18 protein-coding genes and 1 pseudogene are annotated in these 15,968 nt (G+C 71.6%); 13 read left to right on the top strand and 6 right to left on the bottom strand.

The window, feature by feature from the left end:
- The first annotated feature begins 173 nt into the window (after positions 1-173).
- Positions 174-653 carry a hypothetical protein gene (locus ACF06X_RS27450; RefSeq protein ID WP_392289955.1) on the top strand — a complete coding sequence of 160 codons (480 nt, stop codon included), beginning with the start codon at positions 174-176 and terminating at the stop codon, positions 651-653.
- 29 nt (positions 654-682) lie between these two features.
- Here the strand turns inward: ACF06X_RS27450 and ppk2 are convergent, their stop codons facing one another.
- The gene (gene ppk2, locus ACF06X_RS27445; protein ID WP_392290189.1) at positions 683-1,609 is read right to left on the bottom strand and encodes a polyphosphate kinase 2; all 927 of its coding nucleotides are present in this window, start codon (positions 1,607-1,609) and stop codon (positions 683-685) included.
- A gap of 269 nt (positions 1,610-1,878) precedes the next feature.
- On the opposite strand from ppk2, the gene ACF06X_RS27440 reads away from it, so the two are divergent.
- Positions 1,879-3,063 (top strand): aromatic acid exporter family protein, encoded by a 1,185-nt coding sequence (locus ACF06X_RS27440; protein ID WP_392289954.1) that lies wholly within the window; start codon positions 1,879-1,881, stop codon positions 3,061-3,063.
- Positions 3,064-3,310: 247 nt separating this feature from the next.
- Here the strand turns inward: ACF06X_RS27440 and ACF06X_RS27435 are convergent, their stop codons facing one another.
- Complete coding sequence (locus ACF06X_RS27435) at positions 3,311-3,943, bottom strand: TetR/AcrR family transcriptional regulator (RefSeq protein ID WP_392289953.1); 633 nt, start codon at positions 3,941-3,943, stop codon at positions 3,311-3,313.
- Positions 3,944-4,036: 93 nt separating this feature from the next.
- On the opposite strand from ACF06X_RS27435, the gene ACF06X_RS27430 reads away from it, so the two are divergent.
- The gene (locus ACF06X_RS27430; RefSeq protein ID WP_392289952.1) at positions 4,037-5,470 is read left to right on the top strand and encodes a purine-cytosine permease family protein; all 1,434 of its coding nucleotides are present in this window, start codon (positions 4,037-4,039) and stop codon (positions 5,468-5,470) included.
- A gap of 47 nt (positions 5,471-5,517) precedes the next feature.
- Positions 5,518-6,069: a YciI family protein gene (locus ACF06X_RS27425; RefSeq protein ID WP_392289951.1), complete on the top strand. Its 552-nt coding sequence runs from the start codon at positions 5,518-5,520 to the stop codon at positions 6,067-6,069.
- A gap of 111 nt (positions 6,070-6,180) precedes the next feature.
- Here the strand turns inward: ACF06X_RS27425 and ACF06X_RS27420 are convergent, their stop codons facing one another.
- The 3 genes from ACF06X_RS27420 to ACF06X_RS27410 all read right to left on the bottom strand — a co-directional run bounded on the left by ACF06X_RS27420 (position 6,181) and on the right by ACF06X_RS27410 (position 9,518).
- Positions 6,181-8,169, bottom strand: a complete 1,989-nt coding sequence (locus ACF06X_RS27420; protein WP_392289950.1) for a PQQ-binding-like beta-propeller repeat protein — start codon at positions 8,167-8,169, stop codon at positions 6,181-6,183.
- Between the two features lie 247 nt (positions 8,170-8,416).
- Entirely contained in the window at positions 8,417-8,572 is a 156-nt protein-coding gene (locus ACF06X_RS27415; protein WP_392289949.1) for a hypothetical protein, read from the bottom strand.
- Between the two features lie 34 nt (positions 8,573-8,606).
- Complete coding sequence (locus tag ACF06X_RS27410; protein WP_392289948.1) at positions 8,607-9,518, bottom strand: hyaluronoglucosaminidase; 912 nt, start codon at positions 9,516-9,518, stop codon at positions 8,607-8,609.
- Positions 9,519-9,760: 242 nt separating this feature from the next.
- On the opposite strand from ACF06X_RS27410, the gene ACF06X_RS27405 reads away from it, so the two are divergent.
- From ACF06X_RS27405 to ACF06X_RS27370, 8 genes and pseudogenes are all read left to right on the top strand, one after another.
- Positions 9,761-10,078, top strand: a complete 318-nt coding sequence (locus tag ACF06X_RS27405; protein ID WP_392289947.1) for a hypothetical protein — start codon at positions 9,761-9,763, stop codon at positions 10,076-10,078.
- A 47-nt stretch (positions 10,079-10,125) separates the two neighbouring features.
- Positions 10,126-10,509, top strand: a complete 384-nt coding sequence (locus tag ACF06X_RS27400) for a VOC family protein (RefSeq protein WP_392289946.1) — start codon at positions 10,126-10,128, stop codon at positions 10,507-10,509.
- Positions 10,510-10,593: 84 nt separating this feature from the next.
- Positions 10,594-10,788 (top strand): annotated as a pseudogene (locus ACF06X_RS27395) (MFS transporter); the annotation flags it as partial.
- Positions 10,789-11,108: 320 nt separating this feature from the next.
- Positions 11,109-11,633 (top strand): AAA family ATPase, encoded by a 525-nt coding sequence (locus tag ACF06X_RS27390; protein WP_392289945.1) that lies wholly within the window; start codon positions 11,109-11,111, stop codon positions 11,631-11,633.
- A gap of 93 nt (positions 11,634-11,726) precedes the next feature.
- Entirely contained in the window at positions 11,727-11,978 is a 252-nt protein-coding gene (locus ACF06X_RS27385) for a hypothetical protein (protein ID WP_392289944.1), read from the top strand.
- On the top strand, positions 11,978-12,250 hold the full coding sequence (locus ACF06X_RS27380) for a hypothetical protein (protein ID WP_392289943.1): 273 nt from the start codon (positions 11,978-11,980) through the stop codon (positions 12,248-12,250). The genes ACF06X_RS27385 and ACF06X_RS27380 overlap by 1 nt, the downstream gene beginning before the upstream one ends.
- 385 nt (positions 12,251-12,635) lie before the next feature.
- Entirely contained in the window at positions 12,636-13,208 is a 573-nt protein-coding gene (locus ACF06X_RS27375; RefSeq protein WP_392289942.1) for an RNA polymerase sigma factor, read from the top strand.
- Positions 13,192-13,455 carry a hypothetical protein gene (locus tag ACF06X_RS27370; RefSeq protein ID WP_392289941.1) on the top strand — a complete coding sequence of 88 codons (264 nt, stop codon included), beginning with the start codon at positions 13,192-13,194 and terminating at the stop codon, positions 13,453-13,455. The genes ACF06X_RS27375 and ACF06X_RS27370 overlap by 17 nt, the downstream gene beginning before the upstream one ends.
- A 57-nt stretch (positions 13,456-13,512) precedes the next feature.
- Here the strand turns inward: ACF06X_RS27370 and ACF06X_RS27365 are convergent, their stop codons facing one another.
- Positions 13,513-14,775, bottom strand: coding sequence for a phospholipase D-like domain-containing protein (locus tag ACF06X_RS27365; protein ID WP_392289940.1), 1,263 nt, complete (start codon positions 14,773-14,775; stop codon positions 13,513-13,515).
- Positions 14,776-14,925: 150 nt separating this feature from the next.
- Here ACF06X_RS27365 and ACF06X_RS27360 point away from each other — a divergent pair, with 150 nt between their 5' ends.
- Positions 14,926-15,903 carry a hypothetical protein gene (locus tag ACF06X_RS27360; protein WP_392289939.1) on the top strand — a complete coding sequence of 326 codons (978 nt, stop codon included), beginning with the start codon at positions 14,926-14,928 and terminating at the stop codon, positions 15,901-15,903.
- Positions 15,904-15,968: the final 65 nt, after the last annotated feature.

Here is a 15,968-nt window from a genome sequence, read left to right as displayed (position 1 = left end):
CGGCTCCCGGCTCCTCGCTCGGCACACGTCACCCGCGCCGTCCGGGCCGGTGCCCGCTAGGGGTTCCCCGGTCCACCGCCGAATCCGTCTCGGAAGCGACGCGTGGTCACTCGTCCCGGTGGACGGCCACGCGTTCGCTCACGGACCGTCACCGGCTGCGGCAGCGTGGCCCCATGCACTTCCGAAAGGCGGCACCGTCGCTCGTCCTCGCCGCGCTCCTGAGCATGACCGGTTGCGTATCCGTCCATCACCCGGCACGGCCGCCCGCCCCTGGCCGTCCCGCAGGAATCGCCCCGGCCGCCGACCGGCCCCCGTCCCCGTTGCCGACCTGGCCCGAGCCCCGGCAGGCCCCGCCGCGCGAGGCTCTGGGGTCGACCGGTCCCGGCGCCAAGCCGAAGAAGACACCGGCCACGGCCCGGCCATGGCGGGGCACGGCACCGCCGGCCCGTACCCGTCCGCCGATCCCTCGTCGCACCGAGCGGTACGGCGTGTCGCCGCCGAAGACCGACACGCCGCGAGCGGGCCGCACCACCCCCAAGCTCCGGCCGCCACAGCGGCAGCGGCCGCCTCAGATGGCGCAACTCTGCGGTCAGGCCGACGGCGTCGTCGCCCCGGGGCTCGTCAAGCTCTGCCGGGACGCCTACGGCCGCTGACGTACCGCCGCGCCCGCCGGATCGGGCTCTCAGCTCTCCGGGTGCTCCCCCGGGCCTTCGCGGCGCGGGGCCAGAGGGGTGGGGGAGAGGGCGGAGGTCTCCTCGCCGGGTTCGAGCAGGGTGTCCGCCGCGCCGACGATGAGCGGATCCGGCTCACCCACGGCCGCCGGGTCCTTGCTCGTGTAGTCGATGCGCGACAGCAGGCTGCGCATGGCCTCGAGGCGGGCCCGGCGCTTGTCGTTGCTCTTGACCACCGTCCACGGTGCGTGCGCGGTGTCCGTCGCCCGGAACATGGCGACCTTGGCGGCGGTGTAGTCGTCCCAGAGATCGAGCGAGGCCAGGTCGGTGGGGGAGAGCTTCCACTGCCGTACCGGGTCCACCTGGCGAATCGCGAAGCGGGTGCGCTGCTCGGAGCGGGAGACCGAGAACCAGAACTTCGACAGGTGGATGCCGTCCTCGACCAGCATGCGCTCGAACAACGGGCACTGGTGCAGGAAGAGCGCGTACTCGTCGTCGGTGCAGAAGCCCATCACTCGCTCCACGCCCGCCCGGTTGTACCAGGAGCGGTCGAAGAACACGATCTCGCCGGGAGCCGGCAGGTGGGCCACGTAACGCTGGAAGTACCACTGCCCCGCCTCCCGCTCGGTCGGCTTGTCCAGAGCCACGATCCGGGCGCCGCGCGGGTTGAGCCGCTCGGTGAACCGCTGGATGGTGCCGCCCTTGCCGGCGGCGTCGCGGCCCTCGCAGACCACGATCAGCCGGGCACCGGTTTCCTTGGCCCAGCGTTGCAGCTTCAGCATCTCGATCTGGAGGATCCGCTTGGCCCGCTCGTACTCGCCCCGCCGAACCTTCCGGTCGTAGGGGTAGTTCTCCTGCCAGGTGCGGATCGGCTCGCCGGCGGCGCTGAGCAGGACGGGCTGCTCGGGCCGGCTCGCGTCCACGCTCAGGCCGTTCAAGAGGTCCTGCTGCTCCGCGGCCTTCTCGACCTCGCTCTCCTCGGCGTTCGCCGCGCTCGCGTCGGTCACCTCACCCACCTGCTCACCTCACTGTCCGGCCCGGCGGTCAGGCCCGGCTGTCCGGCCCGGCCGGCTCGCCTCGCTGTCCTGCTCCCTGCCGGTGCCCCCGGCCCGTCGCGCCAACCCTCGCCGACGGTGTCGTTCCCGGTACGACGTATGTGCGTCGCCCCGGATCGGCGGGGCAGACGGCCCCCTGGAGGTGATCCATCGTGTCCAGGTGGGGCAAGGGACCGGAACGGGTGTGGGCCGGGGCCGCCGAGACGGCCGCCTATGTGCGGCGTGCCGTGCGGTCGTCGGGCAGTGAGCGGGACGATCTGCTGCTCACGGGGAAGACCGTCGTCGCCGCCACGGCGGCGTGGATGCTGGCCCACCACTTCCTGCCACCGACGGTCTCCACGTTCGCGCCCTTCACCGCGCTGGTGGCGGTGCAGGCCACGGTCTACCGCTCCTTCCGCGAGTCCGTGCAGTACCTGCTGGCGATGGCCGTGGGGGCCACGCTCGCCGCCGCCCTGGCGGCCACCTTCGGGCTGCACGCGTGGACCCTCGCGCTCCTCACCCTGATCGCCCTACGGATCGGCCGGGTGCGCCGGCTGGGGCAGCAGGGCATCCAGGTCGCCGTCGTGGGGCTCTTCGCCTTCTCCTCCGGCGAAGGGCGGATCGACTACATCGGCCACCTCGCCCTCTCCGTGCTCGTCGGCGCCCTCTGCGGACTGGCCGCCCATCTCGTACTCGCTCCCGCACGGCACACGAGCCACCGGCAGCAGGACGTCGCCCGTCTCTACGAGGGCATGAGCCGGCGTACGGACGGCCTGGCCGACGCCTTCGAGGCGAGCGCCCCCGACCCCGACCAGGTGCGGCGGTGGCGACAGGACTGGCGCAGGCTGTCCGCCGACTGCGATCGCGTCCGGGGGAGCATCGACGCGGAGGAGGAGAACGCGAAGCTGAACCCCCGCCGGGGCTTCGAGGGGGACGCCGAGGCCCTTCCCCGGGCCCGCGAGGCGCTCACCGCCGCCCAGCGCTGCCTCGATCACCTGCGGTCCCTGACCCGGACCCTGGACTTCGCCCTGGCGGACGAGGAGTTCGACACCCTGCCCGGCACCTTCCGCTCCGGCCTCGGCTCCCTGCTGCGGAGGCTGGCCCCCGTGATGGAGGAGCTGGGCAGGCCCGCGCCGGCCGACGACGATCGCCTCACCGAGATGATCGACGCGGCGGACAGCGCGCTCGGCACGCTCGAACGCCAGGAACTCTCGGCCCCGGAAGCCCGCCCACCCGCCCCCACACTCCAGGGCGCCCTCCTCACCGACGCGGCACGCCTGCTGGCCGAACTCCGCTGGGGCCGCCAGGCGCTGACCGCCGTCTCGACCGCACACGTGCCGGGGCGAGCCCAGTCGTAGGCCCAGGCCCAGGCCCAGGCCTTGGCCCAAGCCTTGGCACGCGGGCCGACCCGGCGCGGTCACCGGCGCGGTCAGCGGCGCGGCCCGTGAGTGCTGCCACGGCGAGACCCCGCCGCGACGGGGGGATGCGCGGCGGGGCCTGCCCTTCGCGTGCCCCGTATCGGCCGGGCTACACCTGGCCGAGTCCGGCCACTTCTCCCGTACCTCCACCGACCCGTACTTCCCCCGAGAGGTGACGAGGTGGCGATCAGGCGCGGAGGCGGAGTGTGCCCGGGGCCAGTCCGAGCCGGATCTCGGCCGTCTCGATCGCCACGTCGCGGACGTCCGGACCGTCCATCGGCGCGTCGTCATTGGCGTACGACCCCAGGCCGTCGACCGTGATGAGGACGTGCAGAGCCGCCTCGTGCGGGTCGTCGGTAGTGAACTCGCCGGCTTCGACGCCGTCGGCGATGAGGGAGACGAGCGCGGTGCGGGTCGCCGATTCCTGCGTGCGCACCGCCAGGCGCAGGGAGTCCTTGAACCTGCTGAGATGCCGTGCGTTGAGCCACAGGCGGCTGAGGTCCCGGTAGTCGCCGTCCGCGAGTCTCACGAGAAAGCGCGCGAGCCGGTCGACGGGTGGGAGTTCCCGCTCGTGCGGCGGCAGGAGCGAGTCGCGCTCCTTGGCCGTGGCGGAGGTGAACGCCTCGCTCACGAGGTTGTCCGCGACCGGGAAGTAGTGGCTGATGAGGCCGGGGCGGACCCCCAGCTCCTCAGCGACGCGCCGCAGGGTGATCACCTCCAGCCCCTCCGCCAGGGCGATGCGGGCGGCGGTCTCCACGATCTCGGCCCGGCGTTCTTCCGGCAGCTTCCGCGTTCGTTTCGGCTGGGGTCTTGACGTCATGAGGACCAGGCTATTGGATCGGTGACCAATACATAGTTGGTCGCACGACCAATAGCGGCGCGGCCGCCGCCGACGCATCCCCGAGAGGGCTCCATGACGACACACCCCACCACCTCCCCGGCGCCTCTCGGCGGCGGGCGGAGTTCCGAGCGCGCGGGTCACCTGGAGACCCGGGGCATCGACCTGGTCCCCGCCGACGAGCGCACGGGCCGTCCCCGCCGGCTCTTCGCGGTGTGGGCGGCACCGAACGTCAGTTATCTGAGCTTCGTGGTCGGCGGCACGCTGATCCTCATGGGGCTGACGCTGCCGCAGGCGGTCGGGGTGATCCTCGCCGGAAGCCTGCTGTGGGTCTTCACGGGCGTCATCGCGGCGAGCGGCCCGGCCGCGGGCACCAGCGGTTCGGTCGTCTCGCGCGCCTTCTACGGGGTCATCGGCAACAAGGCCGTGCTCGTCCTGACCGGCTGGCTGATCGCCGCGGCCTACCTCGCCCTCAACTGGTCGGCCGCCTCGGTCGCGGGCATCGGCCTGGTGGAGCGGATGGGACTGCCGGACCACCCGGCCGTCGGCGCGGCCGTCATCTGCCTCATCGCCGGCGCGACCCTCCTGATCGCGATCTACGGACACGCGACGATCGTCCGCCTCTATTCCGCGCTGAGCGTCCTGCTGACCCTCGTCTTCGTCGTCGTGACGGGACACGTGCTCGCCGAGGCCGACTGGTCGTACGCCCCGGCGGAGCCGCTCCAGGGCGCCGCGCTCGCCGCCACCCTCGGCATCGGCTTCACCATCGTCGCCTCCACACCGCTGTCGTACGGCAACAGCCCCGACCTGGCTCGCTACCTGCCCCGCGACAGCAGCCCGGTCGCCATCGCCGGATGGACGGCGAGCGGCGCGTACCTGCCGAGCGTCGTCCTCACCACCGTCGGCGCGCTCGCGGCCACCAGCCTCGACATGACCGACCCTCAGGCCGCGCTGGAAAGCATCCTCCCGGGGTGGTTCGTTCCCGTCTTCGTCCTCGCGATCATCCTCAACACCCTGGCCAACAACGGCATGACGGCCTACAGCGCCGGCCTGTCCATCCAGTCGGTCGGCGTCCGCCTCGCGCGCGTCCCCGCGGTCCTGACCATCGGCGTCATCGGCACGGCCATGACGCTGTACGCGCTCCTGGTCGAGGACTTCCTGACGAGCGTCAACACCATGCTCCAGCTCGTGGTCATCGTGACCGGCCCGGCGATGGCGGTGGCCGTGACCGACCTCGTCCTGCGGCGCAACCGCTACGACGGGCCGGACCTGCTCGCACAGGAACACGGCGGACCCTTCTGGTACCACCGCGGGGTCCACTGGTCCGGCGTCCTCGCGCTCCTCACCGGCGGACTCACCTCCCTGATGTGGGTGACCACCAGCTTCTGGACCGGCCCGATCGCCCGGGCCATGGGCGATGTCGATCTGGCGATCCCGTCCGGCATGGGCGTCGCCGCCGCCGTCTACTGGGCGTCCGCACGCGCCCTCCGGACCGTCCCGCGCCCCTGACACCGCCCGTACGAACACGGCGTCGTGCGCGTCGTTCAGACTGTGGCATGGAGTTCTTCTGCTACCACCGCGACCGGACCGGGTCTCTGGCGCTCCGCCACGAACTGCTGGAGCGGCACTGGTCCTACATGGACGGGTACGCCGCCGAGATGATCGCCCGGGGGCCGACCCTGACCAGCGACCGCGAGACGCCCACGGGCAGCGTCCACATCGTCGACCTGCCGGATCCCGCCGCCGCCCGCTCCTTCGCCTTCGACGAGCCGGGTTATCAGGCCGGCGCGTACCGGGACGTGATGGTACGTCGATGGCGCAACCTGCTGGGGCGCACCATGTGGGACTTCCCCGGGGGCCGGACCGGTGGCAACCGGTACCTGGTGCTCGGCCTCGGGGCGGGGAAGGGCGACGGCCTCACCCTGCCGTCCGACCGGGACGACCTGATCGCGTACGGGCCGCTGCTGTCCGACGACGGCGCCGCGTGGCTGGGCACGGCAGCGCTGCTCCGGGCGCCGGACCCGGCGGCGGCGCGCGCGGTCCTGGCCCAGGACCTGTACGCCGACATCGAGGTCCATGACTGGCGGTTCGGCGGTCGCCCGTCCTGAACCGACGACGTCCACCGCTTCGGCGGGGGGCACGGAACGAGAAGGAGGAAGCCCCGCCGGGACACACCCGGCGGGGCTTCCTCACGTGGGGCCCGGTGGGGCCCCGGCGGATCAGGTGACGGTCAGCGGCGCACAGGCCGGGTCGAGGCGCAGTCGGGTGAGCTCGCGGCCGGTCAGCGCCCAGGCCTGCCAGGTGCCGGGGATGAAGGCGAGCTGCGGGTTGGTGTACCACTCGTCGCCGAGCCCGGTGGCGATCAGCTGCGGGTCGGCGAGGCCGGGGCCCAGCAGGTGGACGTTGCCGCCGCCGAAGTACGTCGAGGTGAACACCTTGCCCTGGTGCACCTCGATCTCGCCGTAACCGGGCAGCGTGCCCTTGTCGAGGACCTGGCGGGTCTGCACGTCCATCGTGAACCAGCCCGCGTTGCGCTTGAACACCCCGTACAGGATGCCGTTGTGGACCTTGATGTCCTGCAGCGTCTGGTTGCCCGCCACCGGGTCGACCTCCCACAGGAGCTTCCGGGTGGTCAGGTCGAAGGCGCCGACGCTGGCCGCGCTGTTCCACAGCGCGGGGTCGCCACCGCCGCCGCCCCGGACGTCACCGCCCAGGTACACGATGCCGTTCGGGCCGAGGCTGAGGCTCATCAGGCTCTCGTTGGGGAGCACGTTCACATACGGCTCGGTGGTCCCGGCGATCGGGTCGACGACCGTCAGCGCACCGACCGTGCTGGTGCCGAGCGGCGCGGACGCCACCAGGAGCCGGTCGGTGACGGGGTCGTACTCCATGTCCCACGGCCGCTGCTGCCCGCTGGGCAGGAAGGTGACTTCGCGCAGGGCGTCGTTCCGCGTCGGGTCGATCTCGACGATCCGGCCGCTCGGGTAGATCGCCGCGTAGATCCTGTCCCCGCGCTGGACCAAGGCCTTCGGCTCGCCCGGCACCCAGATCGAGCGCTTCGTGCGGGTGGCGGTGTCGTGGACGGTCACATTGAAGTGGCCGCCGACCCAGACCTTGCCGTCGGTGGCCCGCAGCAGCGACTGCGGGCGCTCGTCCCCCTCGCTGAGGCCCGCGTCCAGCAGACCGGTGTACGTCGACTGCTCGGTCTCGACGTCCAGCTGCCACACCCCGCCGCTGCCGGAGAAACCGGTGAGGGTGGTGCCGTCGAGGAACAGGCCCCGGGTCTCCTCGTCGGCCTTCGGCGCCTGCGCGTACCACTTCAGGGGCTCCGCGGTGCGGTAGCGGGCGATGAGGCCGTTCGGGCGGGTGGAGACGTACGCGGTGTAGTCCGGGGCCTGGCCGATCGCGTCGATCGACCTGCCGGCGCCCAGCGCGACCTTCCGCAGGTCGGTGCCGTCCGTCTTCACGTCGAACAGCGTGCTGCCGCTGCCGGCGCGCAGCCGGGAGCGGCCGACGGCGACCGTGGAGAACCCGCCGGGGTTCGTGGCCAGCACACGGATCGCCTTGGTGGACCGGTTGATCGCCAGCAGCTTGCCCGAGTCGAGCAGGCCCGCGTAGACGTTGGTGGCATCGGCGTCGACGGCCCGCACGTAGCGTTCACCGCTGGAGAGGACGCCGAAGTCCTGCGCGGCCCCGGTGGCGGGGTTGTACTCCCACACCCTGCCGCCGGGGTAGGTGCCCGCGTAGAGGACCCCGTCCGGCGCGGCGGTGAGGCTCCATATGAAGCCGCCCTCGCCACCGAAGGTCTTCAGATGCGTGATCGTGCCCGTGACGGGGTCGAAGCGGTACAGACTGGGGTCGACGTACGTACCGATGTAGATCTTGCCGCCCGACACGGCCATCGCCCACGCGCCCTCGGGGGAGCCGGGGCCGGGGCCGTCGGGTACGTCCACCTCGCGCACCACGGTGCGCGTCGCGAGGTCGTACTCGGCGAGCACCACCGGCTTGCGGCCGCGGGTGACGACGTAGCCACGCCCCTCGTGCACGACGGAGCCGACGATCGCGCCGGTCGGCGAGGCCGTGCCGAAGCGCTCGAAGCCCGGGCCGGTGCAGTCGGCGGTCGCGGCGGTGCCCGCGGCGCCCGCGGGCACCGCGGACGAGAGGACCGCGAGCAATGCCGCGAGGAGGGACAGGAGCCAGCGGCGCATCGTAATGCCTCCAGGGAAAACCATCGGGATGGGGATACGGGCAGGTGAGCCGCGCCGTCGACCGCGGTGCGGGCCCCGTGGACAAGACAGGGACCTGACACGCGTCGGGACGGGATACCGGCCCTGACCCGCCGTCACCGGGAGAGTGACCACGGCATCATGCGGCATGATCACCACGAACGCCACTCCGCCCTCCGCCGCTTCACCGGCGAAGCGGCGGAGCGCCTTCCGTGAACAGCTGAACAGCTCAGTTCTCGGTCGCGGGCGGCTGTTCGACGAGCGCGAGCCGGCTCTTGAGAGCCGCGTTCTCCGCCTCGAGCAGCGCGATGCGCTTCCGGGCGAAATACAGTTCCATCACGGCGTCGTGGAATTCGGACACGAGCTGTTCAGGGGTCAGTTCCATGGTTGCCTCGAGACGGGTACGGCGTACGGGGGAGTCAGGCCGGCGCGATGACGGTCACGGACCCGGCGGAACCACGCCACTTGAGGGCGCCGCCCTCGGCGAAGAGGACGCCGCCGTTCGTCGGATTCGCGGTGGGTGGTGTGGTGGCGTTGCGGATGCCGATCACGCCGTCACCACCGCCGTACGATTCGGCGCCCGCGACTCCGAACTGGGCGTTCTGTGCGGCCAACGCCCCACTGTTGAGTACCCGCAGCTTCGCGACGCCCGCCCGGTCGCGGAACTCCACCAGGCGACTGGCCGAGTCGGCGTTGGCCTGCATCAGCAGTCCGATCGCGGAATCGCGCTGGGCGATCTCCACCCGCGCACGGGGCGTGGCACCGACCGGGACGCCGATGCCCACCTGCCCGCTGCCCTTCACCACGAAGTCGTCCACGGCGTTGTTCCGCACGGTGATGAGGTTGCCCTTCGTGGGCCCGGTGGTGTGGGAGATGAAGATGCCCTGGGCGGCGGTGCCACCCGATCCGTCCACGACCCCCGTCGTCTCGAGGTAGATGGACAGCGCGGCGGCGCCCCCGTCAGAGGCGTCCGCATAGCCACGGTGAGAGATCTTGAGCGTGCCCCGGGCTTTCTCCGTGCCGGACAGGTACATCGCCGAATCGTCGGGGTTGTCCGACACGACGTTCAGCGCCACGCCGTTGCCCGCGACACCCGTCTGATGCGCTGTCAGCGCGTGCAGCTTCGTCGTCGTCGCCGTGGACGTCGTCCGGAACGTCGAGGTGGCACCGGCCTCGGTCCTGAAGCTCCGGGCCTTCACCTCGCCCTCGAAGATCACGTCCCCCTCCGCCTGGCCCTCCTGCTCGGCCGCCGATGCGGTTCCCGGCCCCGCGACCACCGTCACGGCCCCCGCCGTGAACGCCCCCAGGAACAGCCTCCGCGTACTGGTCACAACGCTCCTCATCCCACCCCTGAGCCGACGGCTCCCCGCGCACCGGCGGCACGGGCATGGGCACGCTACGCGCTGACGGCGGCTCACGCCAGGCCGTCGGGGCGGCCGCGGCGGGCCTGCCCGGCGGCGGGAGCGGCGCCCGCCCGGCGGCCGGGGCGGAACCCGGCCGAATCGGATATCGGTGACCGGGCGCGGGGGCGGAATGCGTCGTCGCGCCCCCGCTCGCTTCTAGGCTCGGGTATGTGACGGAGAACGAGATCAAGCTCAAGGCCATCGCAGCGCTGACGGCTCTGCGGGGCGGGGTCGACGAGGGCCTCGTGTCGGACCTGCTCGGCGAGGTGATTCCCGGGCACTTCGCCGTGCCGGTCGGCGCGAGCGCGGAAGAAGCCGGCCTGGCGGTGCTCTCCCAGCTCTCTGAGCCGCTGAGCGCGCTGGTCAACGGCTTCATCGTCGCCTTCGAGGCGGTCGCCGACGCCTACGACCAGACGGGCGCCGACCAGGACACCGAACTCATCCTCCAAGAGCTGGCACTCCGCCTGGCACGTGACAACTTCGAGTGAGGGCGAAGACGGTGGCTGGGCCGGGCCGCCGCACCTATCCTCGCGGTATGGCCTGCCGAATCAGCGAACTCGTCATCGACGCCGAAGACCCCGACCGCCTGGCCGCGTTCTGGTGCGATGTCCTCGGCTATGTCGAGCTGGCCAGAGAAGATGACGGCAGTATCCAGATCGGCCCGCCCGGCGTCGGATTCGGTGGAGCACAGCCGACCCTCGTCCTGAACGCGGGCCGCGACCCCCGGCGCGGGAAGCTCCCGCTGCACCTCGATGTCAGCGCCACCGACCGCGACCAGGACGCCGAGCTGGCCAGGTTGCTCGAACTGGGCGCCGTGCCTGTCGACGTCGGCCAGACCGGAGAGGAGAGCTGGCATGTCCTGGCCGACCCCGAGGGCAACGAGTTCTGTCTCCTGCGCGCGCGGCTGAAGCCCGTCTGACGTCCCGCCACATCGAGCGAGGTCCGGCGGGCGGCTGCCGGCAGGTCCGCCCGGTCGAATCCTCGTCGTCCACGGTGGGTGGTGATGGCACGGCACAGGCTCGGGCGCTCCTTCGGATGGTTGTGGTCGGCCTTCACCGCCTCCATGGTCGGCACCTGGCTGGGGTTCGGCGCGTTCCCGCTGATCGCGATCCAGGTGCTCCACGTCGGCCCGGCCGCGGTCTCGACGCTGGCGGCCGCCGGGTTGGCGGTCGGCGCGCTCCTCGCGCTGCCGCTCGGGAGCGGAGGTGTGGTCCTGGTCATCGTCATCGAACTGGCCTTGATCACCTCCGTCGGTGTGTTCAACCCGCTGTTCGCGACCGAGCGTCTTCAGAGGGTGCCGGCCGAGAGGGCCGGACGCGTCATGGTGGCCTGGAAAGTGACCGGCACCGGGGCGATCGCCGTACTGACAGCCCTGTGGGGTGCCCTCGCCGCCGTCACCGACGCGCGCGCCGCGAGGACACGGACACGGCTCGCGGTGCGGACGCCGTGGCCGTTACGCGGGGCGGGAGCGGGGTAGCCGCCTGATGGTTCCGTCGGACACGTCCACAGGAGGAGAAGGTGACAGCGGACTCTGACAGCGAGGTCCTCGACATCGCCGTGCTGGTCGGGCTGCAGGCCTCCGGGAAGTCCACCTTCTACGGCCGGTGTCTGGCGGGTCGCTACGCACTGATCAGCAAGGACCTCTTCCCCCGCGCGGCCCGACGCAAGCAGGAGCGGCAGATGCGCCTCGTGGCGGCCGCGCTCGCCGAGGGCCGGTCCGTGGCCGTCGACAACACGAACCCGTCGCCGGAGGAGTGGCGGCCCTTGGTGGCGGCCGGGCATGCCCATGGCGCCACGGCGACGGCGTACTGGTTCCCACCCGACGTCGCCGGTTCCAAGCGCCGTAACGCCGCGCGGACGGGCCGTGAGCGGGTGCCCGACGTGGGCATCCACGCCACCTTCACGAAGCTCCGCCGACCCTCGCTCGCCGACGGGTTCGACGCCGTCTATGAGGTGCGCTTCGACGGCCGTGGTGGATTCCTGGTACGGCCCGACACCGACCTCCGAGGGGGCGGGGAGGCGCGCGAGGCGCGCGAGGTGTAGCGCCCCGGAGCCCGGTTCACCCGTACCGAGCCCGCAGGGCCGCCCCGGCGATATCGTGGGGGAACACGTCAGTTCTCGCCCCTGGAGCCTCTGATGAGCGAACAGCCGGCCGCGCCCCCCGCGCCTCCCGCGTCCGACGCCGCCCGCCGGCAGCTGGAGCCCGCGGCCGCCGACGCGGTCCGCGCGTACGCGGCCAGGACCCGCGCGAACGCCGACCAGTTCGCCGCCGTCCTCGAGGACATCGCCACCAACGGCCTGCCGGCGGTGGAGGACTGCACGCCGTGGGAGGAGCTGCGCGAGGCCCACCTCGCCCGCCTCGCCGCGCAGCGACCGGCCGTCGCCTGATGGCCCCGCCACAGGGCCCGCGCCGGGCCCGGATCGCGTTCTCCGACTCCGCCGCGAAGCAGCTGGAGAACCTGACCACCGAGGCGGAGATCCACGCCCTGGACCGGGCCCTGGTCGTCATCTCCTTCGACCCCGAGGCCGGCGAGCCGATCCCGGGCGACGCCGTCGGCCCCCGGCTGCGCCGGTACGTCGACGAAGTCGAGCAGGTGACGGTCCTGTACTTCGTGACCGCGCTCAGGACCGTGGTCGTCGTCGCGTACATCGAGCTCTAGCCACGCCGCAGGGCGGCTGCCTCTGAGAACCACAGGCCGGTCCGCGTTCCTTCGTGCGTACGGAGGCCGGCCGTGCCACACTTCCTGGAGAGCCCGTGTGTCTCCCCCGTCGCACGGGCTCGTCCGGCTCCACCGGGGCCCGCGTCCCGGTGGAGCCGCCTTGCGTCAGGCTGCGCTCTCGCGGCCGGCTCCCCGAGGAGCTCGCCGCCGGGGCAGCGGCTCTTCGAATCCTTTTGGCGGCCCCGTGCCTCTTATATCCGTGCCGGCCGGATGCCGGGACGCGAACTGGAGGAGGTTGCCGTGATGGTGGGAATCGCTGTCGTCTGCGGAGTGGTGCTGCTCAGCACCTGCGGTTTCGTCGTACTGCGCAAGCGGGGGCGAGCGCGTGGCTGAGCGCTCCTGGCCCGGCGAGCAGTTGATCGTCGCCGCACAGCGCGGCGATGCCGACGCGATCAGCGCGTTGGTCTCGGGCTCGCACCCGAACGTGGTGCGCTTCGCCCGGTCGGTCTGCGCCACTCCCGAGGACGCCGAGGACGCGGCGCAGGAGGCCTTGATCATCCTGTACCGGAAGATCGGGATGCTGCGGGCCTCCGGCGCCCTGGCGTCATGGATGTTCCGCATCGTGCGCAACGAGTGCCTGCGGCGTGCCCGTACCACGCTCGGCCCCCGCACACCGCTGCGCGACGACCCCGTGCCTTCCGCCGAGGACGAGGCCCTGCGACAGCTGGAGGCGGGCCGAGTGGTGGCAGCCGTCGCCTCGCTGCCCGCCGACCAGCGACGCGTGCTGATCATGCGAGACGTCCAGGGCTACAGCGGACGGATGGTCGCCGACGCCCTTGGGCTCAGTACGGCCGCGATGAAGTCCCGTCTGCACAGAGCCCGCGCGGCCGTTCGGGACCGGGTGCGGCTCACACCGGATGCGGCTTCGGGAGGGAACGCCGGTGGGAACGAAGACTGAGAGCCCCGACTTCGCGAGTTCGTCCCTGCCCCGGCATCTTGTCCGGGGTGCGGTGGGGTTCGGTGCGCTGATCGGCGCCTTCGCGCTGATGCCCGTACTCGGTTGGCCCAGCCTGCTGTTGTTGCCGGCCGGTGCGCTGGCGCTGCGCGGGTGCCCGATGTGCTGGACGATCGGACTCGTACAGACCGTTTCGAGGGGGCGCCTCCAGCGCTCGTGCGCGGAGGGGAGGTGCACGCTGCGGGCGTAGCCGCTCCCGACACGCACCACCGCGCCGGGCGGCGCGGTGGTGCCTGTGTGCTCAGGGTCAGCGGCAGGCGGCCGTGTCGTCCGCCGTGCCCGGGTAGGCGGCGGCCCGTGTCTGGCCGAAGTTGGTCACGAACGCGTCGTACACCGAAGGCGTCGTGATCCGCAGCATCGCCTCGTCGTTGTCGCGCAGCGCCGGACCACTCCAGTTGTGGCTGCCGGTGAAGACCAGCTTCTCCCTGGCTCCCGCGTACATCCCGTCGATCATCAGGTTCTTCGAGTGCACGATGCGGTTCGGGGTGCCGGCATCGCCGTCATGGTTGTGCTGGTAGCAGCGGGTGGTGAGCCGCGTCTGACCGTGCAGGGCGTTCCACGTACCGCTGTCGGTCTCGCTGTAGACGATGTCGACCGTGCATCCGGCCGCCGCGAGCGCCCGAAGCTTGTCGGCGACCGCCTGACGGGTGATCTTCAGCATCGCCACCCGGATCGCGGTGCGGTGGGTCCCGGTCGAGTCGCTCCACGTGCAGCCCACGTTGTCGAGGGCGTTGACGACGGTGTCGGTGTCGTCCGTGGTCCCGGCACGCGGGAAGAAGTACACCTTGTAGTCGCCCGCGCCGGCGTACGTGTAGTCCCAGTTGGCCCGGTCCTGCCTCGCCAGCTTGCCGAAGTAGGAGGTGTAGGCCGCGTACATAGTGGAATTTCCCGCGAAGGCCACGGAGCTGTTCCAGAAGCGGGAATGGTTGGACGGCGTCAGGTTGGCCGTCATCTGCAGCACCGCCTGCGTCACCGCGCCGCCGCCGAGGCTGCTGAACAGCAGGAACTTGTTGTGGTTGATCCCGCTCGTGCTCGACCCCAGGCACGACCGGCCCTTGGCGCACAGCGTCACGTACGAACTCTTGGTGATGTCCGTCCCGAGCGCCGCCTTGAGCGTGTTGTACGAGTCCGGACTCCCGACGGGGTCACTGACGCTCGTCTCGTCGAGGACGACCTGGACGTCGATCCCGCGAGCGGTGTGGGCGTTCGCCAGGTCCTGGGCGACGGTGTCGTCCCACAGGTGGTACATCGCCATCTGGATGGTCGAACCCGTGTCAGCGGCCGCGATGAACTCGCGCACGCGGTTCTTGATGGCGTTCTGCCGCGCCGGGTCGGCAGAGGTCGGGTCGTTGAACAGCGGCCCCATCGCGGGCGCGGCGACGGCCTCGGCCGACAGCGCCACACGCTCCACCTCCTCGGCGGTCGCGCTCTGCGCGGAACCGAGCAAGCCCGCCGCCAGTATCAGTGCCGTCCCGGCCGCGTACGCGCGTCCGCGGATGCTGGAAAGCATGGATCCCCCTCGATGATCACTGGTTGAGGGCATGACCCTACGTCAGCCGCGGAAACAGCTGTGCGATTGTCGGTCGCGCGTGATAGTCACTACACCCACGGGGCGCGCTGATCATCTGCCTCCCGTTCGAACATGGCAAGGGGTGGGGACATGGCGTTGCTCCGTGACTGGGGGCTCACGCTGGGGAAACTGACGGGCCGGCCCGTCGCACAGGTGCAGAAGGATTCCGGTGATCCCGACGTACAGCGCGTGCGGGCGGCCGCCGAGGCGGCGGACTGGAGCACGGTGCGGGAGGTGCTCGAAGCACGTCCCGAGAGCGAGGACCGGACGGAACTGCTGTGGGCCGTCGGCGACACCGCCGGTGTGGAGCGATGGATCGCCGGCGTCCTCGAAACGGAACCCGAGGCGGCGCTGCCCCGGCTCGTGGCGGGGATCCGCCACATCAGCTGGGGGTGGGAGGCCCGTACGGGGGCCAGGGCGAAGGACGTCTCACGCGATCAGTTCGAGGTGTTCCACGCGCGGTTGGGTCTGGCCGAGCAGTGGCTGTACGAAGTGGCGGAGCGCGAGCCGCGGTGGACCTCGCCCTGGTACGCCCTCCAGATCACCGGCCGCGGCCTGCAGGTCGGCCAGAGCGTCGCGCGACGCCGGTTCGAGGCGACGGTGCGGCGCGACCGGCATCACATGGGAGCGCACCAGCAGCAGCTGCAACAGGTCTGCGAGAAATGGGGCGGCTCGCACGAGGAGATGCACGCCTTCGCCCGCGAGTCCGCCTACGGCGCCCCCGGCGGCACGCCCCTGGGCCAACTCGTCGCCATCGCCCACCTCGAGGAATGGCTCTCCCTCGACGACGGACCCGACGCCGTCTACATGCGTCGGGCCGACGTGCGCACGTCGCTGCGGGAGGCCGCCGAGCACTCGATCCGGCACCCCGACTTCGTCCGCCGGGGAGCCTGGAACCAGGTCTTCAACACCTTCGCCATGGCCTTCTCACTGGCCGGGGAACAGGCGGCCGCGCGGGAGTGCTTCCACGCCACCGAAGGCCGCGTCACCGACTTCCCGTGGTACTACCTCAACGGTTCCGACCCCGCCGCGGCCTATCGGCAGCAGCGATCGTCGGTAGGGCGCTGAGCGGGGGGGCCACGAAGGCCGAGGCGTCGGTCTCGGCGGACCCGGCCGCCTGTCCGAGAACTTCC

It is taken from the genome of Streptomyces sp. NPDC015346, assembly GCF_043078785.1.
Taxonomy (GTDB): domain Bacteria; phylum Actinomycetota; class Actinomycetes; order Streptomycetales; family Streptomycetaceae; genus Streptomyces.
This window is presented reverse-complemented; position numbering and strand designations above follow the sequence as displayed.

What these genes read in the sequence shown, in the direction of transcription:
- ACF06X_RS27380 (WP_392289943.1), top strand. Translation starts at nt 11,978, where the DNA reads ATGGCCCCGCCACAGGGCCCGCGCCGGGCCCGGATCGCGTTCTCCGAC.
- ACF06X_RS27420 (WP_392289950.1), bottom strand. Translation starts at nt 8,169, where the DNA reads ATGCGCCGCTGGCTCCTGTCCCTCCTCGCGGCATTGCTCGCGGTCCTC.
- ACF06X_RS27400 (WP_392289946.1), top strand. Translation starts at nt 10,126, where the DNA reads ATGGCCTGCCGAATCAGCGAACTCGTCATCGACGCCGAAGACCCCGAC.
- ACF06X_RS27450 (WP_392289955.1), top strand. Translation starts at nt 174, where the DNA reads ATGCACTTCCGAAAGGCGGCACCGTCGCTCGTCCTCGCCGCGCTCCTG.
- ACF06X_RS27365 (WP_392289940.1), bottom strand. Translation starts at nt 14,775, where the DNA reads ATGCTTTCCAGCATCCGCGGACGCGCGTACGCGGCCGGGACGGCACTG.
- ACF06X_RS27425 (WP_392289951.1), top strand. Translation starts at nt 5,518, where the DNA reads ATGGAGTTCTTCTGCTACCACCGCGACCGGACCGGGTCTCTGGCGCTC.
- ACF06X_RS27430 (WP_392289952.1), top strand. Translation starts at nt 4,037, where the DNA reads ATGACGACACACCCCACCACCTCCCCGGCGCCTCTCGGCGGCGGGCGG.
- ACF06X_RS27385 (WP_392289944.1), top strand. Translation starts at nt 11,727, where the DNA reads ATGAGCGAACAGCCGGCCGCGCCCCCCGCGCCTCCCGCGTCCGACGCC.
- ACF06X_RS27360 (WP_392289939.1), top strand. Translation starts at nt 14,926, where the DNA reads ATGGCGTTGCTCCGTGACTGGGGGCTCACGCTGGGGAAACTGACGGGC.
- ACF06X_RS27415 (WP_392289949.1), bottom strand. Translation starts at nt 8,572, where the DNA reads ATGGAACTGACCCCTGAACAGCTCGTGTCCGAATTCCACGACGCCGTG.
- ACF06X_RS27435 (WP_392289953.1), bottom strand. Translation starts at nt 3,943, where the DNA reads ATGACGTCAAGACCCCAGCCGAAACGAACGCGGAAGCTGCCGGAAGAA.